Genomic DNA, 19,633 nt, shown 5'->3' with positions numbered 1-19,633 from the left:
CGTCGATGCTGCGCCGCGTTGCGCCAGAGCACATCCGCTATCTTCGTCTGACCGAAGCTCGGCAATCACGCGTCACGCAAATCCTATTGCCAGAAAGCACGGACGACGCACACAAATTTGTGCGGGAAGCCGTCCAGGCATTTCCTGAGGTCTATTTTTCGCGGCTCGTCGTCCTGGGCGAAGGCGATAGCGAAGAGATCGTGTTGCCACGCCTGCTGCAGGTCAAAGGCGCTCCAGTTGATGAATCAGCAGTCACGATTGCGCCTCTGGGGGGCAGGCACGTCAATCACTTCTGGCGCCTGCTTGCGGCATTGCAGATCCCGTACCTGACGCTCCTCGATCTAGATGTAGCTCGCTACGCCGCAGGCTGGGGGCGTATCAAAAACGCGAATGATCAGCTGGCTGCGTACGAGCCGAGCAAGGTTCTCCCAGCAGACCATGTCATCCCGCATTGGAAAGATGTCACTCACAAAGTCCGGGATTACAGCAACTACCTCGAAGCACTCGAAGAAAGAGGCGTGTACTTCTCGTACCCCATGGACCTCGACTTCGCCATGCTGCTTTCCTTCCCCGAAGCTTACCGAGCCGAAGAAGAACCGGATGACTCAACGATCAAGGCCGTGCTTGGGAAAAGCCACCACGACGCTAGCCAGTACAGCCCAGCGGAACAAAAGCTGTTCAGCACCTACCACCAGCGCTTCAAGCTCGGCAGTAAACCGGCAGCCCACATCGAGGCACTGGCCCATCTGACGGATGCAGAGCTGCTGGAGCACATGCCCGCATCACTGAGCAGGCTGGCTGATACCGTTATCGCCAAACTGGCGGAGCTGCCCGAGTGATTGCCGTTGACGCCTGGCAGCCTGCAGATGGGCTGACGCTGGAACCGAATGCGCTGCTTGCAGCGAAAGAGCAAGTGCGCTGCCTCGCACTCACGGCCGGGCCCGGAGCGGGTAAAACCGAGATGCTGGCACAGCGCGCAGATTTCCTATTGCGCACTGGCACCTGTAAGTATCCAAAACGGATTCTGGCGATTTCGTTCAAGGTGGATGCCAGCAAAAATCTGAAGGAGCGCGTGCAGCGCCGCTGTGGCGCTGACCTCGCTTCACGCTTTGACAGCTACACCTTCCATGCCTTTGCCAAACGCATCATTGATCGCTTCCGTCCTGTACTGACTGGAAAGGATGCGCTTGAGCCAGGTTACAAACTTGGCAGCTCGAAGATCACGCATAAGCAAATTGAGTTCGGTGATCTGATCCCCCTCGCTATCCAGATTCTTCAGAAGTCAAAGCTTGCCCGAAACGCTATTCGCCAGACCTACAGCGACGTTTTCCTGGATGAGTTTCAGGACTGCACAGACAAACAATACGATCTCGTAAAGCTCGCCTTTCATGGTACGGGAATCCGGCTGACGGCAGTTGGCGACACCAAGCAGAAAATCATGGGCTGGGCTGGTGCGCTCGATGGCATTTTCCAGACTTTTGCGACCGATTTTGCGGCGACCCCGCTCAACATGTATCGCAACTTTCGGTCCAAGCCGACTCTGCTGCGCTTGCAGAACGAAATCATCCGCGTGCTTGACCTTGCATCGGTCATGCCGGAAGAGCAAATTGCCGGGAATGAAGGAGAGGTCCTCGCCTGGGGCTTCGAAGACAGCCAACAAGAAGCTGAACACCTGGCTGATCGGATTGCCGGGTGGATTAATCACGAACTGGTCCCACACTCGGAGATCGCCGTACTGATCTCAAAGCAACCGGATCTCTACGCCAACCATCTGATTGCGGCGCTGGAGGCGAAAGGCATTCCCTACCGCAACGAACAACAGCTGCAAGACATTACCACCGAGCCCGCAGCGCGCTTGGTCGTCGATTACCTGTCGTGCATCTACGGCAAGCGTGAGCCCAAGTCATGGGTGCGCCTGATGAATCTGCTGGTACCTTTTGCGGACGATGAAGTCCAGGCCAACACCCGCCGGGACTTTGATCGCCTGATCAAAGCACAGCGCAAGAGTGCATCACTTCTGGAGTTGATTGATGAGCCCTACTCAGGTTGGTGGGGGTCGGCGCGAGGATTTTTGAACAAAATCCCCAGAGAAACCTTGGTAGCGCTCTCGTCTGACTACGAATCGCCAGATCGGCTAAAAGAGGTGGTCCGCGACACTAAAGCACGTATCGTAGAGCTGCTCAAAATTGAGCCGGAATTACCCAAGGCGCTTGAACGCTTTGTGGACGACAAAGCGGTGCGCATTCTGACCATCCACAAGAGCAAGGGCCTGGAGTTCGACTCGGTCATCATTCTAGGTGTTGAAAATCAGACTTTTTGGGGCAAGCCTGATGCAGAACGCTGCGGGTTCTTTGTTGGTGTTTCACGTGCGAAGCGGCGGCTCGTTGTCACCATGAGTCAGCACCGGGAAACCCCACCCTCCAACCCATATCGCTGGCAGGAAGAACGGACTCCACACAAGGAGTTCTTTGGTTTCTGATGCTTGACGAGCCGGGACAGCATTCGATGGCAGTAGATAGCCAGCATGCGCTCCTCAAGCAACTGGCCAGTGAGACGGGCCTTCAGAGCATTGTTGCCGCCTCTTTCGACGAAGCAGAGGAGGTGTTCCGTCAGGCTACACAAGGGATTCCGTACACCCTCATTGAATGGGATGGCAAGCTCTTGCGGCCGCAGTGAATCTGCAGAGGTTCCCAGTAAGCTTGGCAAGACGCATTTGGAAGCCGAGGCATAAACACCTTAGGTCAACCGGGATTGCTTTGGGCGGCTGCTTTCCACTCATCGAGTCTGACCGCCCAGTCTTGCATCATGACTCGCCGCTCGTCGAGGTAGGTGGCATGGTTGTATGTGCGCCGGACACTATTCGGCTCCGCATGTGCAAGCTGGGCTTCGATGGCATCGGGCCGATAGCCCATTTCATTGAGCCGTGTGCTGCCTGTGGTGCGAGTGCCATGTGGGCTGTACTTGGTTGCCCAACCAAGCTTCTTGAGCGCCTGCCGCAGAGCTGCGTCGGCCATTGGGCGCTGTCGGTCGTCGCGGTTCGGGAAAACGAACTTCGTATGTCCCGTGATCGGATGCATGGCCTTGAGAAGTTCGACCGCCTGAGTCGGTAGCGGAACGATGTGCTCTCGCCGCGCTTTCATCCGACGTGCAGGGATGGTCCAGAGCGCCTTTTCGAGGTCGAACTCGGCCCATTCTGCTTGGACGGATTCATTCGGGCGGCTGAGCGTCAGCCACATGAGTTGGAAGGCCTTGATGGTCTGGAAGTTGCCACCGTGTCCATCAAAGTCGTTCAGCAACTGGCCGACTTCCCCCGTGCTGAGGGCGCGCTTGTGTTGCGTCTTGTTGGGCGGCAGCGCTTTGCGAACCGGCCAAACGGGGTCAGTGTCCGCCCGTAGGGTCGCGACTGCATGCTCGAACACGCCAGACATGGTGCGCTTGGCTTCAGCCGCTACGGTGGGGGCACCCCGCTTGACCGTCTTGTTGAGGATGTCGAGGACATGGGCAGGAGTGATCTGACGTACCGGCAGCTTGCCAATCGACGGGAAGACCACGCGCTCCAGCATGTCGAGTCTCCGCTTCTTGGTCACTTCCTCCCAGTCTTTCAGGGCCAGCCACTCTTTGGCGATGGCCTCGAATGTGTTGGCTGAGTCTTGCTCTCGCTTGATGCGTTCGATCTGGCGATTCTGGACGGGATTGATGCCCTCCCTGACCAGCTTCCGCGCCGACTCGCACTTCTCTCTGGCCTCACCGAGCGTCACGCTAGGGTAGTCGCCAAGCGCGAACCACGAGGCCTTGTCATTGAGCTTGAAGCGGTACCGCCAAGCCTTGATGCCGTTGGGTTTGATTTCTAGGTACAGCCCCTTGTAGTCATTGAGGCGGTAGATGCCTTCTCTGGGCTTGGCGGCTCGGCACTGGGCGTCTGTCAGCATCGTGAAGCTCTCCTGTTCGTCCTTTGGGCTTCATCGTATACACCTTCATCGATCCAGCGCAAGATCCATATACACGCCCGTATCCACTTGCGGAGCGCCATCAAGTGTCGTTGCATGCAATGAGCTGAAATGAAAAAGCCCCGTATCCACGGGGCCTTGCGTCGATTTCAGTGATATACCTGCAAGCAGGTGCAATCGCCTGAAATGGCTTGTTCGACTCAGACGTTGAACAAGAAGTTCAGCACATCGCCGTCCTTGACCACATATTCCTTGCCTTCGGCGCGCATCTTGCCTGCGTCCTTCGCGCCGGCTTCACCCTTGAACTGGATGAAGTCGTCGAACGCGATGGTCTGGGCGCGGATGAAGCCCTTTTCGAAGTCGGTGTGGATCACGCCAGCAGCTTGCGGGGCCGTATCGCCCACGTGGATGGTCCAGGCGCGCACTTCTTTCACGCCAGCGGTGAAGTAGGTCTGCAGACCCAGCAGTTTGAATGCAGCACGGATCAGGCGGTTCAGGCCCGGCTCATCCTGCCCCATTTCGGCGAGGAACATGGCGCGGTCTTCGTCTTCCATTTCGGCCAGCTCGGCTTCGGTCTTGGCGCAAATGGCCACGACTTCGCCCTTTTGTGCCGCAGCGTATTCACGCAGCTTGTCCAGCATCGGGTTGTTTTCGAAGCCGGTTTCCGACACGTTGCCAACGAACATGGCCGGCTTGGCCGTGATCAGGCACAGCGGCTTGACAATGGCCCATTCTTCCTTGCTGAAGTCAATGGAGCGCACGGGCTTGGCCTCGTCCAGCGCAGCCTGGCACTTTTCCAGCACCTTGACCAGGGCGGCGGCTTCCTTGTCGTTGCCCGAGCGGGCGGCCTTGTTGTAGCGATGCAGGCTCTTTTCCACGGTGCCCAGGTCGGCCAGGCACAGCTCGGTCTGAATGACCTCGATGTCGGCGATCGGGTCGACCTTGCCGGCCACGTGGATCACGTTGTCGTCTTCAAAGCAACGCACCACATTGACGATGGCGTCGGTTTCGCGGATGTGCGAGAGGAACTGGTTGCCCAGGCCTTCGCCCTTGGATGCACCCGCCACCAGGCCGGCAATGTCCACGAACTCCACGATGGCCGGCAGGATGCGCTCAGGCTTGACGATCTCGGCCAGCTTGTCCAGACGCGGATCGGGTACTTCCACCACGCCCACATTGGGCTCGATGGTGCAAAAAGGGTAATTCTCGGCGGCAATGCCGGCCTTGGTCAGAGCATTGAAAAGGGTGGACTTGCCGACGTTGGGCAGGCCCACGATGCCGCACTTGAGACTCATGGAAATTCCTTTGAAATCAGACGCCGCTCACACGCTGACCCAGATGGCGCGGAAGAATCGGCCTGACCCGCGCTGGATCAGCGTGGTGGTGATCGTTGCCGATGGAGGATGCATCGGGAAGCTGCCATTTTAACCTGCGGCCTCTGGCACCCTGAGCTGCCTCAAGCGCGCCCATGCCGAATTCAGTTTAGATTAACGGGCTTGCGGCGCTGCCCAGTGCGCTGTCGCATTTCTCCTCAATCTGGATGGTTCTCATGAGTGCGACCGGTTTCGATGTGTGTGTGAGTGGTTCGGGCGCTGTGGCCATGAGCCTGACCCTGGCCTTGTCCGCCGAAGGTTGGCGCGTGGCCTGGGCCCGTGAGCCCGAGTCCGCACGTCCTGCCCAGGCCGATGTGCGCACCTACGCGCTCAACGCGCGCGCCATCACCTTGCTGGAGCGCCTGCGCGTCTGGCCCGCCCTCAAGGCCTGGTCGTCACCCGTGTTCGAGATGAAGATCAGTGGTGATGCTGGGGGGGGCATGTCGTTTTCCGCCTGGCAGCAGCACGTCGCCGAGTTGGCCTGGATCGTGGACGCCGCCGCCTTGGAGCGGTTGCTGGGCGAGGCGCTGCGCTTTGCCCCCCGTGTCGAGATTGTGCCGCCGCTGCAAGGGGCCCAAGCGCCGGTACAAGCCTCTCTGTTGGCCATCTGTGAAGGCAAGCATTCGGGCACCCGCGCCAACCTGGGTGTCGAGTTCTCACGCCAGGACTATGGGCATTGGGGTGTGGCCACGCGCCTGAAGGCCGAGCGCCCCCACAACGGCGTGGCCCGCCAATGGTTCCGCTCCCCCGATATCCTGGCCTTGCTCCCTTTCAACCAGCCCGACCCCGACGCCTCATATGGTCTCGTCTGGTCGGTGCCCAAGGCGCGTGCCGAGCACCTGCTGTCGTTGAGTGCGGCCGATTTCGAACTGGAGCTCAACGACGCCGTGCTGCAGTCTTCGCCGCAGGCTGCCGAGCAGGTGGGACGCCTGAGCGTGGCCTCCGACGTGGCCGGCTGGCCTTTGGCGCTGGCGCAGGCCGACCGCTGGATGGGGCCTGGGTGGGTCTTGCTGGGCGATGCCGCCCATCAAGTCCACCCGCTCGCCGGCCAGGGCCTCAACCTGGGTCTTGCCGATGTGGACACCCTGGTCGACGTCTTGCGTGAAGGCCGCTCGCGCGAACCCTGGCGCTCGCTGGGCGACGAGCGCACCCTGCGCCGCTATGCACGCCGCCGCGAAACACCCACGCGTGCCATGGCCGGCCTCACCGACGGCCTGCTGCACCTCTTCGCCGACCAGCGAGGACCCTTGAAAGACCTGCGCAACGCGGGCATGACCCTGGTCGAACGCCTGGGCCCGGTCAAACACTGGCTCGTTGGCCGGGCGCTGGACGCCTGAGCGGCCGCCCGACACGCTCTGATCAATATCACAAAGGAACAAGATGAATGGTGTGTTTCGTGGCCTGATGCTGGCTGCTCTCTCCCTCTCCCTGGTGGGTACCGCACAGGCCCAAACCGGTGACATCCCTGCCGCCCAGCTCAAGGCCCTGCAGCAAAAGCTGTCCCAACGACTGCCGTCGCTGCCTCCCGTCGAGTCGGCACGCAGCACGCCCATGAGTGGCCTGATCGAACTGAAGGTCGGCAATTCGGTGTTCTACAGCGATGCCACGGGTGAGTACCTCATTGAGGGCCACATCCTGGAGACACGCACCCAGCGTGACCTCACGGCCGAGCGCCTGGAAGACATCAATCGGGTGGCTTTCAACACCTTCCCCTTCCAGGATGCGGTCGTGTGGAAGATCGGCAATGGCAAGCGTCGCCTGGTCGTGTTCGCGGACCCGAACTGCGGCTATTGCAAGCAGCTGGAGCGTGAGCTCCAGAAGGTCAAGGACGTCACGGTCTACACCCTGCTGATCCCGATCCTGGGCGCCGACTCGCGCGCCAAGGCCGAGAACATCTGGTGCATGAAGGACCGCACCACGGCCTGGCTGGACTGGATGCTGGAGAACAAGGCCCCGGCCCGTGCCTTTGGCAAGTGCGCCACGCCGTTGCAGCGTAACCTGGCGCTGGCTCAGCGTTTGGGTGTGAACGGCACACCCGCCATGTTCTTTGAAGATGGCACGCGCCTGGCCGCTGCCGCGCCGCTGGCCACCATCGAACAACGCCTGGAACGGGCCGCCGACAAGGCGGGGCGCTGAGCTGCTTCAGGCCCTCATTCAGGCCTTCAACCAGGCTGCGCGGCGTGTGAGCGCCAGCGCATCCACCGGCGTGCTGGCCACAGCCAGGGCCATGGTGTCGCCCCCAGTGGCGGGCAGCACCGGCAAGGTCAGGGTCAGCACACGCTGGTCGCGGCTGACCAGCAGGGGCTGCGCCCGGTGGGCGTCGTGCCACTGGGTCAGGTCGTCGGCGCGCTTGATGCGCCACTCGCCCAAGGCCAGCAGCTCGTCGCCCGCGCTCAAGCCCATCTGCTCGGCCACGCTGCCCTGCATCACGGCGAGCACCTGTTGCGCACCACTGCGCTCTCCAATGCGCGCCCCCAGGCGCTGAGGCAAGCTGCCTGCCTGCGTGTGCCAGTCCACCCCTTGGGTGCGAAGCAAAGCGGGCAAGGGCAGGTCGTCGCAGCCCTCGGTCCAGGCGTCCAGCAAGGCGCGCCAGCTGTCCAACACACGGGTCCCCTGTGGGACGGTGAACACCTGAGCCGGCGGCACTTGTCCAGCCTCGTCGGCCAAGGCCTGCGCCACGTCCGCCTGGGTGATCGCGCGTCCCAGCTTCCACAGGCGCAGCATCACGCCGTCCAGGCTGGGGCTGGCCCCGCCTTCGGTGGCCGCAGGCAGTTGGCGCAGCGTCAGGTCCAGCGCCAGGGCCACCAGTGAGCCCTTGGTGTAGTAGCTCACCGTCGCGTTGGCGGTGTTCTCATCCTGTCGGTAATAGCGCGTCCACGCGTCAAAGCTGGCCTGCCCGACGCTGTAGGCCAGGCGACCCGGGGTGGACAGCACCTGGTTGATCGTCTTGCTCAGCAACTTGAGATAGGTGGGCGTGTCGATCAGGCCCGTGCGCAGCAGGAACTGGTCGTCGTAATACGAGGTGAAGCCCTCGAAGAACCACAGCATGCGTGTGAAGTTCTCCTGGGTGTAGTCATAGGGCGCAAATTCGATCGGCTTGAGCCGCTTGACGTTCCAGGTGTGGAAGTACTCGTGGCTGATCAGGCCCAGCAAGGTCGTGTAGCTGTCCTTGTTCAGCGGCCGCCCCGTGCGAGGCAGGTCGCGCCGTCCACAGATCAGCGCCGTGCTCTGGCGATGCTCCAGCCCGCCGTAGCCGTCGTCCACCACATTGAGCATGAACACGTAGTGATCGAAGGGCACCTTGCGTCGGCCATGCCAGAAGTTGATCTGCGCCTCGCAGATGCGGCGGGTGTCGTCCAGCAGGCGCTGGCCATCCAAGTCACTGGTCGCCCCCGCCACCACAAATTCGTGGCGCACCCCGCGCACCGTGAACTCGCCGTGCCAGAAGGTGCCCAACTCCACCGGATGATCGATCAGCGCATCGTAGTCCGGCGCCTCATAGTCACCCCAGCCCAGGGCGTTGACCTTCACCGCGGGCAGGGCCGTGGCCACACGCCAGCCTTTGGGCAAGCCGGTGATCTTCACGCGCTGGGGCTGGTCTTCGAACCCTTGCGCTTTCAGGAACACACTGGTGCCATTGAAGAAACCACGCTGCGCATCCAGAAATGCCGTGCGCACCGAGGTGTCGAACGCGTAGACCTCGTAGCGCAGCGTCAGCGCGCCGCTGCCCTGGTTCTCGACCCGCCAGGTGCATTTGTCCAGCGGGGTGACGACCACGGGCTTGCCGCCTTGCGTGGCCTCGATGGGCGACAGGTGGCGCGCAAACTCCCGCACCAGGTAGCTGCCCGGAATCCACACCGGCAGGCTCAGTATTTGACCCGGTTGCGGGCGCGCCACGCGCATCGTGACCTGAAAGCGATGGGTGCGGGCATCGCCCACTTCAATGCGGTAGTCAATCATGGGCGTGCTGGGGGTAAGCAAAAGACAGGCGGGATCAGATCTGAGCGGCAGCCAGGAAGCACGACAGGCTGGCGATCAGCGTCAGGCGGAAGCGCAGCGTGAGCCAGCCAGCGGTGCCCATGGCGGGGTAGAGCTTGCGGTCGATCAGGTAGCAGGCAATCAGCACGAAGCCGATCAGTGCCAGTCCGGCATGGGGTGGCATCAGCACGGCAATCAGACCGGCCAGCGAGTAGCCAATGCCCACCCACAGCGCGCGTTGCTGTAATACCGGCTCATCGGCAGCCGAGCCCGACTGCCACATCAGCATGCCCCAGTGGAGCCCTCCCAAAAAGGAGACGACCAGCGCTGCATAGGCCGTCAGGCCGCGCACCACAAAAAAGAAGGGCTCGTCGTCCAGGCGGGTGCCCAGCAACCAGACGAACAAGGCGCCTGCAATGAAGGGCACCAGACCCAGATGGCCGAGGCGCCGTGCCAGGGTGCCGGGTTCAGCATGATGGTGCGCAGGCAGGTGAGGGGAAGCGGAGGACATGGCAGTCAAACGGGTCAAAGAACGGTGAGAAAAATGATGCTGGACATCATTGTGGCAAGAAGCGCAAGGCCTGCGCGCTCAGAGGCTGATTTCTCGCAGTTGCCTCGCGAAGTTGCGGGGGCGGGGCGGTGACCCACTCAAGACGCCAACCAGCTGAACACCGCCGGCACCTTGTCCGGCAGGTTCAAGGGGCGCTTGCGCCATTGCTCGACCGTGGCGGTGCGACTCCAGCCATCGGCCAGGGTCAGGCCACAGCTCACGCTCAGCAGGGTGTCGAGCTGCAGGTGTTGCACCAGGGCCTGCCACAGGGCCGCATTGCGGTAGGGCGTCTCAATCACCAGCTGCGTCTGGTGGGCCTTGCGGGAAAGCTGCTCCAGATCGCGGATGCGCTGCACCCGCTGGCTCGCTTCCACCGGCAGGTAGCCGACAAACGCAAAGCTCTGCCCGTGCAGGCCACTGGCCGCCAGGGCCAGCACCAGCGAGCTGGGGCCGGAAAACGGCACCACCTCAATGCCCGCCTTGTGCGCTGCCAGCACCAGGGCCGATCCCGGATCGGCCACCGCGGGCAAGCCCGCCTCGGACATCAGGCCCACGTCATGCCCCGCCAGGGCAGGCGCCAGCAGCGCGCGAATGGCCTGGTCGTTGCCCGAGCCCGGTTTTTTCTGACCGCCCTTCGGGGGGCGGGGCAGCACCTGGATGTCCTGCTCCTGAATCGGCGCGGCCAGAGGCGCCACCTCGGCCACCCGCTTCAAAAAAGCACGGGTGGTCTTGGCATTCTCAGCCACCCAGTGGCGCAGCCCGGCTGCAGCCTGCAGGGCGCCCATCGGCAGCACCTCGCGCAGGTCGGGCAGCGGCCCCTCTTCGGCGTCCCCGGTGCAACCCAGGTCCAGGGTGTTGGGGATCAGCAGCAGGCGGCCCTTGGTGCGGGCTTCGGGCGTGTCATTCACAGGCATGGGGCGGGTTCGTCAAATCAAAAAATGGGTGGCAAGGGGGCCGTACGGATCAAGGGGGCGGCGGTGGGGCAGGGCGTCATGTCTGGCGCGGCTTGCCAAGTCGGCCCAACTGGTCCAACACATCCAGCCCAGCGCCCTGCAGCAGGGCTGTGGTCAAAATCAGCGGCAGCCCCACCAGCGCGGTGGGATCGTCGGAGTCGATGCGATCCAGCAAGACGATGCCCAGGCCTTCGCACTTGGCGCTGCCCGCGCAATCGTAGGGCTGTTCCAGGCGCAAATAGGTGTCGATCGCCTCATCGCTGAGCGCACGAAAGCGCACCGACACCGTGCTCACCTGGGTCTGCTCGAACCCCGTTGTCACCCGCTTCACACACACGGCCGTGTGAAAGCGCACCGTCTGGCCTCGCATGGCCTGCAACTGCGCCTTCGCTCGGTCATGGTCGCCCGGCTTGCCCAAAATCATCCCATCCAAGTCCGCGACCTGGTCCGAGCCGATCACCACCGCATCGTCCGCGCAACGCGCTGACACGGCACGTGCTTTGAGCATCGCCAGACGTAGGGCCGTCTGCGTGGGCGTCTCGGCAGGCAGCGGGCGCTCGTCCACCTCGGGCGAGGTCACGTCAAAAGGCAGGCCCAGGCGCGCCAGCAGTTCACGGCGGTAAGGCGAGGTGGAACCCAGCACCAGGCGAGGGGAGGGAGCGGGTGAAGCGTCGGAACGTAGAGCGTGCATGTCGCCATTGTCCTCGCAGCCTCTACACTGGCGGCCATGAAAGCACCTACTTTTGTTCCCCGCAAACTGGACATGGGGGCCTTCCTCGAATCGGGTGAGGCGCTCTCGGGCGATCTGCCCGTGGCCGAGCTCCCGCGCTTGGCCGAGGGCCTGGCCAAAGACATCGACCTCGCCAGCTTGCCACGCGTGACTTGGTCGGCCCAGGGGCGTCTGGTGCCCGAGCGCCTGAGCCCACCGCAAATGTGGCTCGACCTGGAGGCTCAGGCCGAACTTGCCTGGGAATGTCAGCGCTGCCTGCAGCCTGTCACCGAAACCGTGCACATCAGCCGCAGCATTCGCTTCGCCAAAGACGAGGCCGCCGCCGCCGCGCTGGATGCCGAATCGGACGAGGACGTGCTGGCCTTGGCTCGGCAGTTTGACCTGCTCGAACTGGTGGAAGACGAGTTGATCATGGCCCAGCCCATCGTGCCGCGCCACGAGGTGTGCCCGACCGACGTGAGCACCTTGATGCACAATGACGCCGAGACACCGGTGCCTGGCAGCACTCCGGCCCCTGCAGAGGACGCCGATGGCGTGCCGGCCACCACCGCCTCCGGGCGCCCGAATCCCTTTGCGGTGCTGGCGTCCCTGAAAAAGGGCGGCAAGTAATTTGTCTGCCCGTCTGGTCTCGTGCTAGAATTGCAAGCTTTCCGGATAACCGGAATCAAATCAATACTTTCTTTTAACACTTGCGGACTGCAAGGCGGCCAGCATACAGGGGCGGTTTTCACCCTCTTGAGCTGGTAACGGTGTGGTCTGACAACCCACGGGCTGCCTTAAGCCCGTTTATCGGAGTTCCATCATGGCCGTTCAGCAAAACAAGAAATCGCCCTCCAAGCGTGGCATGCACCGCTCGCACAATGCACTGGTGACCCCGGGCACGGCCGTTGAAGCCACCACCGGTGAAACCCACCTGCGTCACCACATCAGCGCCACCGGTTTCTACCGTGGCCGCAAGGTCTTGAAGACCAAGGCTGACGCCTGATCAGTCTGCCCGGCACGCCCGGGCATGACGCAAGCCGCAAAAGGCTGGACAAACCGATCATCGGCTTGCCAGCCTTTTTCTATTGCCGCCTCTCTTCTTGTCCGCGTTCCTCATGACTGCTCCCGCTTCTACGCTGCCTCCTGTTCGCCTTGCTGTGGACTGCATGGGTGGTGACCACGGCCCGTCCGTGACCTTGCCCGCCTGTCGCGCTTTTCTGGACAAGCACCCCGAGGCTGAATTGCTGCTGGTGGGCTTGCCTGAAGCGTTGGCGCCGGCCAAGGATTGGCCTCGTGCCATCATCGTGCCGGCCACCGAAGTCGTCACGATGGACGACCCGGTTGAGGTGGCCTTGCGTCGCAAGAAAGACTCGTCCATGCGCGTGGCCATCAGCCAGGTCAAAGCCACGGCCGACCAGCCCGCAGCGGCGCAGGCGTGCGTCTCAGCCGGCAACACCGGTGCCCTGATGGCCTTGGCGCGCTACCTGCTCAAGACCGTGGAGGGCATTGACCGCCCGGCGCTCGCCACCGTCATGCCCAACCAGAACGACGGCTTCACCACCGTGCTCGACCTGGGTGCCAATGTGGACTGCACCGCCGAGCACCTGCTGCAGTTTGCCGTGATGGGCAGCGCGCTGGTGTCCGCAGTCGATGGCAAAGAGAGCCCCAGCGTGGGCCTGCTGAACATCGGTGAAGAGGTCATCAAGGGCAGCGAAGTCATCAAAGAGGCGGGTGAATTGTTGCGCAAGGCCTCAGATCGGGGATTGATCAACTTCCACGGCAACGTCGAAGGCAACGATATTTTCAAAGGAACGTCCGATATCGTGGTCTGTGACGGCTTCGTGGGCAACGTGGCTTTGAAGACCGCAGAGGGTCTGGCGAGCATGTTCGCGTCCTTCATCAAGCAGGAGTTCACGCGCACATTGGGTTCCAAAGTGATCGCATTGATCGCGATGCCGGTGCTAAATCGCTTCAAAAATCGCGTAGACCACCGTCGCTACAGCGGCGCGGCGCTGCTCGGTTTGCGGGGTCTGGTGTTCAAAAGCCATGGATCTTCGGACAAGCTGGCCTTTGAGGTTGCGTTAAATCGGGCTTATGATGCGGCCCGTCATCGACTGCTGGAGCGGGTTCACGACCAGATTGCAGCCACACTCGACAGCCTGCCACCCGCAGGTGCCCCGAGTGATGGGGCAGGTGCTGGGCGCGGGGCCTGATCCCTTTTCCAATGTCACTCAGACAGACGGACACACCAAACACTTCATCGTCAGCACAGGCTCCGGGGGCACGTCACTCCCGCATTGTCGGCACCGGCAGCTTCCTGCCACCCAACCGCGTCACCAACGCGGACATGGTGAGCCGTCTCGCGCAGGACGGCATCGAAACCTCCGACGACTGGATCGTCGAGCGCACCGGCATCCGGGCGCGCCATTTCGCCGATCCCTCGGTGTCGTCCAGTCATCTGGGCCTGGAGGCAGCGCGTCAAGCTATTGATGCATCTGGCCTGCAGCCTTCGGACATCGACCTGATCATCTGCGCGACCTCGACGCCGGACATGGTCTTCCCGTCGACAGCCTGCCTGATCCAGCGCGACCTGGGCATCCAGGGCTGCCCCGCCTTCGATGTGCAGGCGGTGTGCTCAGGTTTCATCTACGCGCTGACCGTGGCCGACTCGCTGATCCGCAGCGGTTCGGCACGTCGCGCGCTGGTCATCGGCACCGAGGTTTTCTCGCGCCTGCTCGATTTCAAGGACCGCACCACCTGTGTGCTGTTTGGCGACGGCGCTGGCGCCGTGGTGCTGGAAGCTTCCGATCAACCTGGCATTGTGTCAACATGTTTGCATGCTGATGGCCAGTTCTCGCACATCCTGAACGTGCCCGGCACCATCGCCTGCGGCTCCATCCTGGGTGACCCTACCTTGAAAATGGACGGCCAGGCCGTGTTCAAGTTGGCCGTGAGCGTGCTCGACAAGGCTGCCCATGAGGTGCTGGCCAAGGCCGGGCGTGATGCGTCCTGCATCGACTGGCTGATTCCGCACCAGGCCAACCTGCGCATCATGCAGGGCACCGCCAAGAAGCTGAAACTTTCTCCTGATAAGGTGGTGGTGACGGTGGACCAGCACGGCAACACGTCGGCGGCCTCCATTCCGCTCGCGCTCGACCATGCGGTTCGCACCGGCCAGGTCCAGCGCGGCCAGACCCTGATGCTGGAAGGCGTCGGGGGCGGCTTCACGTGGGGCGCGGTGTTGGTGGACTATTGACCACCGGGCTTGACCATCTGGTGCCGCTACCGTTGAATCCCAAACAAGGACATTTGCATACATGACCGCATTTGCATTCGTTTTCCCCGGCCAGGGCTCCCAGGCTGTGGGCATGCTCAACGCATGGGAAGGCCACGCTGCCGTGCGTGACACCCTGGCCGAAGCGTCTGAGGCCCTGGGCGAAGACATCGCCAAGCTGATTGCCGAAGGCCCAAAGGAATCGCTCGACCTCACCACCAACACCCAGCCCGTCATGCTGACGGCCGGTGTGGCCTGCTGGCGTGCCTGGCAAGCCGAAACCGGTCTGGTGCCGGCAGCGGTGGCGGGTCACTCCCTGGGCGAGTACAGCGCTCTGGTGGCCGCTGGCGCCCTGACCCTGAAGGATGCGCTGCCGCTGGTGCGCTTCCGTGCGCAGGCCATGCAAGAAGCCGTGCCCGTGGGCGTGGGCGGCATGGCCGCCATCTTGGGGCTGGACGCCGAGGCCGTGAAGGCAGGTTGCGCCGAAGCCGCTGCCGCTGTGGGTGAGCCGGTCGAGGCCGTCAATTTCAACGACCCCAAGCAGACCGTGATCGCTGGCACCAAGGCCGCCGTTGAGAAGGCCTGCGAAGTGTTGAAGGCCGCCGGTGCCAAGCGCGCGCTGTCGCTGCCCGTGTCGGCGCCGTTTCATTCCAGCCTGATGAAGCCGGCGGCCGAGCGCCTGAAAGAAAAGCTGGCGGCCACCTCGTTTGCGGCGCCCACCATCAGCGTGCTCAATAACATTGATGTGGCCGTGGTGTCTGACGCCGATGCGCTGCGCGATGCCCTGTATCGTCAGGCGTTTGGTCCGGTGCGTTGGGTGGAAACCATCCAGGCGCTCAAGGCACGTGGCCTGACGCACGTGATCGAATGCGGGCCGGGCAAGGTGCTGGCCGGCATGGTCAAACGCATCGACGGGGACCTGGTCACCGCCACCATTTTTGATCCGGCCTCGCTGGCCGAAGCGAAGGGTTTGCTGGCATGAGCACCGAGTACAAAGGACAAATCGCCCTCGTGACGGGTGCCAGCCGCGGCATCGGTCGCGCCATTGCTGTGGCCCTGGCCCAGCGTGGCGTCAAGGTCATCGGCACGGCCACCACCGAAAGTGGGGCTCAGGCCATCACCGAAGGCCTGTCGGCCTTTGAGGGCTCCAAAGGCGTGGTGCTCAACGTCACCGACGCGGCAGCCGTCGACGCCACGCTCGATGCGATCGTCAAAGAGCACGGCGCCCTGCACATTCTGGTCAACAATGCGGGCATCACCCGCGACACCTTGGCCATGCGCATGAAAGACGAAGACTGGGATGCGGTCATCGACACCAACCTCAAGGCGGTTTTCCGCATGAGCCGTGCCGTGATGCGTCCCATGATGAAACAGCGCTACGGCCGCATCGTCAACATCACTTCGGTTGTGGGCGCCAGCGGTAACCCCGGTCAGGCCAACTATGCAGCGGCCAAGGCTGGCGTCGCCGGTATGACCCGCGCCCTGGCGCGTGAGCTGGGCAGCCGCAACATCACCGTCAACTGCGTGGCCCCTGGTTTCATCGACACCGACATGACCAAGGCCCTGTCAGAAGAACAACATGCGTCCCTCAAGACCCAGATTCCGCTGGGTCGCCTGGGTCAGCCTGAAGATATCGCCGAGGCCGTGGCCTATCTGGCGTCGCCTCAGGCGGGGTATGTCACAGGTCAAGAACTGCACGTCAACGGCGGCATGTTCATGAATTGAATTTGAGATGATTCTGGGGAATCTCAATTCCTTTTTCACTTCGGTCGGCGTGTCGTCACGTTGAACCGGTAAAATCCCTGGTTTGTTAGCACCCACCTCCTGGAGGAGTCATGAGCGATATCGAAGCACGCGTCAAGAAAATCATTGCAGAACAACTCGGTGTTGCCGAGTCGGAAGTCACCCCTGAAAAGGCTTTCGTGGCCGACCTGGGCGCTGATTCCCTGGACACCGTTGAACTGGTGATGGCCCTCGAAGACGAGTTCGGCATCGAAATCCCGGACGAGGAAGCTGAGAAGATCACCAGCGTCCAACTGGCGATCGACTACGCCAAGGCTCACAGCAAGGCCTAAGCCTTCTGAGCAATACCAAGGCCCTTCGGGGCCTTGTTCGCATCGAATCCAACCTTTATTACCTACTCAAGCATGACCCGTCGTCGCGTCGTCGTCACAGGCCTGGGCCTGGTTACCCCCGTGGGCAACAACGTTCAGGATTCCTGGTCGAACCTGGTTGCAGGCCAGTCAGGCATTCAAACCATCACCAAATTCGACGCCTCGGCGTTAGCCTGTCAGTTCGCAGGCGAGGTCAAGGGCTTCAACATCGAGGACTACATCCCCGGTAAAGAAGCTCGCCACATGGACACCTTCATCCATTACGGTCTGGCTGCCTCCATGCAGGCCGTCCGTGATGCGGGCCTGCCCACGGGCGAAGCCCTGACGCCCGACGTCGCAGAGCGCATCGGCGTCATGGTGGGCTCCGGCATCGGTGGCTTGCCCATGATCGAACAGACGCACAAGGACTACATGGAGCGCGGCCCACGTCGCATTTCTCCGTTCTTCGTGCCTGCGTCGATCATCAACATGATCTCGGGTCATGTCTCCATTCAGTGCGGTTTCAAGGGCCCCAACATCGGTGTGGTCACGGCTTGCACCACGGGCCTGCACGCCATTGGTCTGGCTGCGCGCATGATCGAATGCGGCGATGCCGACGTGATGGTGGCCGGTGGCGCTGAGTCCACCGTGTCGCCCCTGGGCGTGGGTGGCTTTGCGGCGGCCCGTGCACTGTCTACCCGCAACGACGATCCCAAGACGGCTTCGCGCCCCTGGGACAAGGACCGCGACGGCTTTGTGCTGGGTGAGGGTGCCGGTGTCATGGTGCTCGAAGAGTACGAAAGCGCCAAGGCGCGTGGTGCCAAGATCTACGCCGAACTGGCCGGTTTCGGCATGAGCGGCGATGCGTACCACATGACCGCCCCGGACGTGGACGGCCCACGTCGCTCCATGCTCAATGCGCTGCGCAATGCAGGTCTGAACACCGACCAGGTGCAGTACCTTAACGCACACGGCACCTCCACGCCGCTGGGCGACGTCAACGAAACCAATGCCATCAAGGCGGCTTTCGGTGACGATGCCAAGAAGCTGGTGGTCAACTCGACCAAGTCGATGACCGGTCACCTCCTGGGTGGCGCCGGCGGCATTGAGTCGGTGTTCACCGTGCTGGCGATCCACAACCAGATTTCGCCGCCCACGATCAACATCTTCAATCAGGATCCCGAGTGCGATCTGGACTACTGCGCCAACACCGCGCGTGAGATGAAGATCGACGCCGCGCTGAAGAACAACTTCGGCTTTGGCGGCACCAACGGTTCGCTGGTGTTCAAGCGCGTCTGATTCCGGTGCGGGCGCGGGAGCGCCCGTGTCTGGCTGCCATGACGCCGCCTCTCTTGTTTGCCCCAGGCACCTGGCGCTTGCAGCCAGGTGCTTTTGGCGCGCCTGTCGTACGCGTCCTGGGTGCGCTGGCTTTGCTCGCGCTCACGCTCCTGTGTGGGGCCTGGTTGCTTGCCATCGCTCAGGATGTGTGGCGAGGCGGGCGTTCGGCCTGGGTGCTGCTGGGTGGTGCGCCGGTGGCCTGGTTATGGTGGCGCCTCTTCCGGCTCGGCTGGGCCCGCTGGCACACGGTAGCGCCTCCATTGTCACTGACCTGGTCGGGTGAGGTTCAAGAAGAACCTGCCGCTGGTGGTTGGCGCTTGGGTGGGCTGACCGGAGTACCGGTCGACGTGCGCTGTCTGCTCGATGCCCAGGGCTGGCTTCTGTGCTGCATCCGGGAGGTCGGTGAGGGTGTGTCGGCGACGGTCGTGCACTGGTGCTGGATTGACGCCCGGCGTTGCCCGGACATGCACCGTTTTCGCACCCTGCTGTCCTTGCCCTCTCGTTTGACCACCGCAGTCAGGGGGGACTCTGATACGCATGCACCAGCGATGGCATCATGGTCACCTCGACGCCATCCATCAGGAATCGCCTTGCGAGGATCTTCAGATACGTTCATGCCCACCCAGCCCTTGGTCGCCTGGGGTGAGGCGGCAAGTCCGGCAGGCAAGGACCGTTCGTGAGCGACGCCGAGTCCCCGGTCCCCGCTCCCGATGTCGATGCGCCCCTGGTCGAGCGAGTGCAGCGGGGCGATCAGCGCGCTTTTGAAATGCTGGTCATCAAGTACCAGCGTCGCATCGAGCGCCTGATCGCGCGCATGGTCCGCGACGTGGACTTGGTGGAAGACATCGCGCAGGAAACCTTCATCCGCGCCTACCGGGCCTTGCCCAATTTCCGCGGTGACAGCGCTTTCTACACCTGGCTTTACCGGATTGCGGTCAACACAGCCAAAAAGGCCATGATCGGTCTGGTGCGGGACCCGGTGATCACGGAGTCGGCCATGGCTTCGCTCGCCGACGAGGAGGAGGGGGGCTCACGCGTCGAGAATGAACTCACTTCGGGTGAGACCCCGGAGTCGCTGTTGGCCAGCCAGCAGATTGGCGAGGCCGTGAATGCGGCCATCGACGCCTTGTCTGAAGACCTGCGTCAGGCCATCACCCTGCGCGAAATCGAAGGCCTGAGCTACGAAGAAATCGCAGAGATGATGAACTGCCCGATCGGCACGGTGCGTTCGCGCATCTACCGGGCGCGCGAGGCCATCGCCACCCGCCTGCGTCCCATGCTGGACGCGCGCCAGGGCGAGCGGTGGTGAAGGGGGCGCCATGAATGGCCGCACTCGTTTGCAAAGTTAAGTGAACTTTCGCGGTGTACAGGGGTCGCACCTGCGAATCACGGTGCTGTATTCGGTGCCGTTCCCA

At 62.5% G+C, this 19,633-nt stretch carries 21 protein-coding genes; 15 read left to right on the top strand and 6 right to left on the bottom strand.

The window, feature by feature from the left end; all coding sequences use genetic code 11:
- The first annotated feature begins 5 nt into the window (after positions 1 to 5).
- From AC3WW4_RS11800 to AC3WW4_RS11790, 3 genes are read left to right on the top strand one after another with little or no spacing between them, the layout of a single operon-like run.
- Entirely contained in the window at positions 6 to 839 is an 834-nt protein-coding gene (locus AC3WW4_RS11800) for an ATP-dependent endonuclease (RefSeq protein ID WP_488829744.1), read from the top strand.
- Positions 836 to 2,479 (top strand): UvrD-helicase domain-containing protein, encoded by a 1,644-nt coding sequence (locus AC3WW4_RS11795; RefSeq protein ID WP_488828654.1) that lies wholly within the window; start codon positions 836 to 838, stop codon positions 2,477 to 2,479. Before AC3WW4_RS11800 ends, AC3WW4_RS11795 begins: the two co-directional genes overlap by 4 nt.
- Positions 2,479 to 2,676, top strand: a complete 198-nt coding sequence (locus tag AC3WW4_RS11790) for a hypothetical protein (protein ID WP_488828653.1) — start codon at positions 2,479 to 2,481, stop codon at positions 2,674 to 2,676. The genes AC3WW4_RS11795 and AC3WW4_RS11790 overlap by 1 nt, the downstream gene beginning before the upstream one ends.
- Positions 2,677 to 2,741: 65 nt before the next feature.
- Here the strand turns inward: AC3WW4_RS11790 and AC3WW4_RS11785 are convergent, their stop codons facing one another.
- Both AC3WW4_RS11785 and ychF read right to left on the bottom strand, forming a co-directional pair.
- Complete coding sequence (locus AC3WW4_RS11785) at positions 2,742 to 3,929, bottom strand: tyrosine-type recombinase/integrase (protein ID WP_488828652.1); 1,188 nt, start codon at positions 3,927 to 3,929, stop codon at positions 2,742 to 2,744.
- Between the two features lie 218 nt (positions 3,930 to 4,147).
- The gene (gene ychF, locus AC3WW4_RS11780; RefSeq protein WP_488828650.1) at positions 4,148 to 5,242 is read right to left on the bottom strand and encodes a redox-regulated ATPase YchF; all 1,095 of its coding nucleotides are present in this window, start codon (positions 5,240 to 5,242) and stop codon (positions 4,148 to 4,150) included.
- Here ychF and AC3WW4_RS11775 point away from each other — a divergent pair.
- From AC3WW4_RS11775 to AC3WW4_RS11765, 3 genes are all read left to right on the top strand, one after another.
- Positions 5,241 to 5,375 carry a hypothetical protein gene (locus AC3WW4_RS11775; protein ID WP_488828648.1) on the top strand — a complete coding sequence of 45 codons (135 nt, stop codon included), beginning with the start codon at positions 5,241 to 5,243 and terminating at the stop codon, positions 5,373 to 5,375. The two genes, ychF and AC3WW4_RS11775, sit on opposite strands and share 2 nt — an antisense overlap.
- A 121-nt stretch (positions 5,376 to 5,496) precedes the next feature.
- Entirely contained in the window at positions 5,497 to 6,657 is a 1,161-nt protein-coding gene (locus tag AC3WW4_RS11770; RefSeq protein ID WP_488828646.1) for an FAD-dependent monooxygenase, read from the top strand.
- Positions 6,658 to 6,700: 43 nt separating this feature from the next.
- A complete protein-coding gene (locus tag AC3WW4_RS11765) occupies positions 6,701 to 7,456 on the top strand; it encodes a DsbC family protein (RefSeq protein ID WP_488828644.1) in 756 nt (251 codons plus the stop codon).
- An 18-nt stretch (positions 7,457 to 7,474) separates the two neighbouring features.
- Here AC3WW4_RS11765 and AC3WW4_RS11760 read toward each other — a convergent pair whose 3' ends face one another.
- The 4 genes from AC3WW4_RS11760 to AC3WW4_RS11745 all read right to left on the bottom strand — a co-directional run bounded on the left by AC3WW4_RS11760 (position 7,475) and on the right by AC3WW4_RS11745 (position 11,492).
- A complete protein-coding gene (locus AC3WW4_RS11760) occupies positions 7,475 to 9,280 on the bottom strand; it encodes a M61 family metallopeptidase (protein ID WP_488828642.1) in 1,806 nt (601 codons plus the stop codon).
- Between the two features lie 34 nt (positions 9,281 to 9,314).
- Complete coding sequence (locus AC3WW4_RS11755) at positions 9,315 to 9,809, bottom strand: DUF3429 domain-containing protein (protein ID WP_488828640.1); 495 nt, start codon at positions 9,807 to 9,809, stop codon at positions 9,315 to 9,317.
- Between the two features lie 137 nt (positions 9,810 to 9,946).
- Positions 9,947 to 10,762 (bottom strand): SAM-dependent methyltransferase, encoded by an 816-nt coding sequence (locus AC3WW4_RS11750; RefSeq protein ID WP_488828638.1) that lies wholly within the window; start codon positions 10,760 to 10,762, stop codon positions 9,947 to 9,949.
- A 76-nt stretch (positions 10,763 to 10,838) separates the two neighbouring features.
- On the bottom strand, positions 10,839 to 11,492 hold the full coding sequence (locus AC3WW4_RS11745) for a Maf family nucleotide pyrophosphatase (RefSeq protein ID WP_488828636.1): 654 nt from the start codon (positions 11,490 to 11,492) through the stop codon (positions 10,839 to 10,841).
- A gap of 36 nt (positions 11,493 to 11,528) precedes the next feature.
- On the opposite strand from AC3WW4_RS11745, the gene AC3WW4_RS11740 reads away from it, so the two are divergent.
- From AC3WW4_RS11740 to rpoE, 9 genes are all read left to right on the top strand, one after another.
- A complete protein-coding gene (locus AC3WW4_RS11740; RefSeq protein WP_488828634.1) occupies positions 11,529 to 12,140 on the top strand; it encodes a YceD family protein in 612 nt (203 codons plus the stop codon).
- A 193-nt stretch (positions 12,141 to 12,333) separates the two neighbouring features.
- Positions 12,334 to 12,516, top strand: a complete 183-nt coding sequence (gene rpmF / locus AC3WW4_RS11735; protein ID WP_290728134.1) for a 50S ribosomal protein L32 — start codon at positions 12,334 to 12,336, stop codon at positions 12,514 to 12,516.
- A gap of 112 nt (positions 12,517 to 12,628) precedes the next feature.
- Positions 12,629 to 13,726, top strand: a complete 1,098-nt coding sequence (gene plsX / locus AC3WW4_RS11730) for a phosphate acyltransferase PlsX (protein ID WP_488828632.1) — start codon at positions 12,629 to 12,631, stop codon at positions 13,724 to 13,726.
- Between the two features lie 11 nt (positions 13,727 to 13,737).
- Entirely contained in the window at positions 13,738 to 14,769 is a 1,032-nt protein-coding gene (locus AC3WW4_RS11725) for a beta-ketoacyl-ACP synthase III (RefSeq protein ID WP_488828631.1), read from the top strand.
- A 61-nt stretch (positions 14,770 to 14,830) separates the two neighbouring features.
- Positions 14,831 to 15,769 (top strand): ACP S-malonyltransferase, encoded by a 939-nt coding sequence (gene fabD / locus AC3WW4_RS11720; RefSeq protein WP_488828629.1) that lies wholly within the window; start codon positions 14,831 to 14,833, stop codon positions 15,767 to 15,769.
- Positions 15,766 to 16,512 carry a 3-oxoacyl-ACP reductase FabG gene (fabG, locus tag AC3WW4_RS11715; RefSeq protein WP_488828627.1) on the top strand — a complete coding sequence of 249 codons (747 nt, stop codon included), beginning with the start codon at positions 15,766 to 15,768 and terminating at the stop codon, positions 16,510 to 16,512. Before fabD ends, fabG begins: the two co-directional genes overlap by 4 nt.
- 110 nt (positions 16,513 to 16,622) lie before the next feature.
- The gene (gene acpP / locus AC3WW4_RS11710; protein WP_300153313.1) at positions 16,623 to 16,862 is read left to right on the top strand and encodes an acyl carrier protein; all 240 of its coding nucleotides are present in this window, start codon (positions 16,623 to 16,625) and stop codon (positions 16,860 to 16,862) included.
- Positions 16,863 to 16,934: 72 nt separating this feature from the next.
- Positions 16,935 to 18,179, top strand: a complete 1,245-nt coding sequence (fabF, locus tag AC3WW4_RS11705; protein ID WP_488828625.1) for a beta-ketoacyl-ACP synthase II — start codon at positions 16,935 to 16,937, stop codon at positions 18,177 to 18,179.
- 715 nt (positions 18,180 to 18,894) lie between these two features.
- Positions 18,895 to 19,527: an RNA polymerase sigma factor RpoE gene (gene rpoE, locus AC3WW4_RS11700; RefSeq protein WP_488828623.1), complete on the top strand. Its 633-nt coding sequence runs from the start codon at positions 18,895 to 18,897 to the stop codon at positions 19,525 to 19,527.
- Positions 19,528 to 19,633: the final 106 nt, after the last annotated feature.

It is taken from the genome of Aquabacterium sp. TM01, assembly GCF_057808345.1.
The sequence above is the reverse complement of the archived record's forward strand: the minus strand, read 5'-3'. Positions and strand labels throughout refer to the sequence as shown.

What these genes read in the sequence shown, in the direction of transcription:
- fabD (WP_488828629.1), top strand. Translation starts at nt 14,831, where the DNA reads ATGACCGCATTTGCATTCGTTTTCCCCGGCCAGGGCTCCCAGGCTGTG.
- AC3WW4_RS11800 (WP_488829744.1), top strand. Translation starts at nt 6, where the DNA reads ATGCTGCGCCGCGTTGCGCCAGAGCACATCCGCTATCTTCGTCTGACC.
- fabF (WP_488828625.1), top strand. Translation starts at nt 16,935, where the DNA reads ATGACCCGTCGTCGCGTCGTCGTCACAGGCCTGGGCCTGGTTACCCCC.
- AC3WW4_RS11765 (WP_488828644.1), top strand. Translation starts at nt 6,701, where the DNA reads ATGAATGGTGTGTTTCGTGGCCTGATGCTGGCTGCTCTCTCCCTCTCC.
- AC3WW4_RS11745 (WP_488828636.1), bottom strand. Translation starts at nt 11,492, where the DNA reads ATGCACGCTCTACGTTCCGACGCTTCACCCGCTCCCTCCCCTCGCCTG.
- AC3WW4_RS11740 (WP_488828634.1), top strand. Translation starts at nt 11,529, where the DNA reads ATGAAAGCACCTACTTTTGTTCCCCGCAAACTGGACATGGGGGCCTTC.
- AC3WW4_RS11750 (WP_488828638.1), bottom strand. Translation starts at nt 10,762, where the DNA reads ATGCCTGTGAATGACACGCCCGAAGCCCGCACCAAGGGCCGCCTGCTG.
- rpmF (WP_290728134.1), top strand. Translation starts at nt 12,334, where the DNA reads ATGGCCGTTCAGCAAAACAAGAAATCGCCCTCCAAGCGTGGCATGCAC.
- AC3WW4_RS11770 (WP_488828646.1), top strand. Translation starts at nt 5,497, where the DNA reads ATGAGTGCGACCGGTTTCGATGTGTGTGTGAGTGGTTCGGGCGCTGTG.
- AC3WW4_RS11775 (WP_488828648.1), top strand. Translation starts at nt 5,241, where the DNA reads ATGGAAATTCCTTTGAAATCAGACGCCGCTCACACGCTGACCCAGATG.
- plsX (WP_488828632.1), top strand. Translation starts at nt 12,629, where the DNA reads ATGACTGCTCCCGCTTCTACGCTGCCTCCTGTTCGCCTTGCTGTGGAC.
- AC3WW4_RS11790 (WP_488828653.1), top strand. Translation starts at nt 2,479, where the DNA reads ATGCTTGACGAGCCGGGACAGCATTCGATGGCAGTAGATAGCCAGCAT.
- acpP (WP_300153313.1), top strand. Translation starts at nt 16,623, where the DNA reads ATGAGCGATATCGAAGCACGCGTCAAGAAAATCATTGCAGAACAACTC.
- AC3WW4_RS11755 (WP_488828640.1), bottom strand. Translation starts at nt 9,809, where the DNA reads ATGTCCTCCGCTTCCCCTCACCTGCCTGCGCACCATCATGCTGAACCC.
- ychF (WP_488828650.1), bottom strand. Translation starts at nt 5,242, where the DNA reads ATGAGTCTCAAGTGCGGCATCGTGGGCCTGCCCAACGTCGGCAAGTCC.
- fabG (WP_488828627.1), top strand. Translation starts at nt 15,766, where the DNA reads ATGAGCACCGAGTACAAAGGACAAATCGCCCTCGTGACGGGTGCCAGC.
- AC3WW4_RS11785 (WP_488828652.1), bottom strand. Translation starts at nt 3,929, where the DNA reads ATGCTGACAGACGCCCAGTGCCGAGCCGCCAAGCCCAGAGAAGGCATC.
- AC3WW4_RS11760 (WP_488828642.1), bottom strand. Translation starts at nt 9,280, where the DNA reads ATGATTGACTACCGCATTGAAGTGGGCGATGCCCGCACCCATCGCTTT.
- AC3WW4_RS11725 (WP_488828631.1), top strand. Translation starts at nt 13,738, where the DNA reads ATGTCACTCAGACAGACGGACACACCAAACACTTCATCGTCAGCACAG.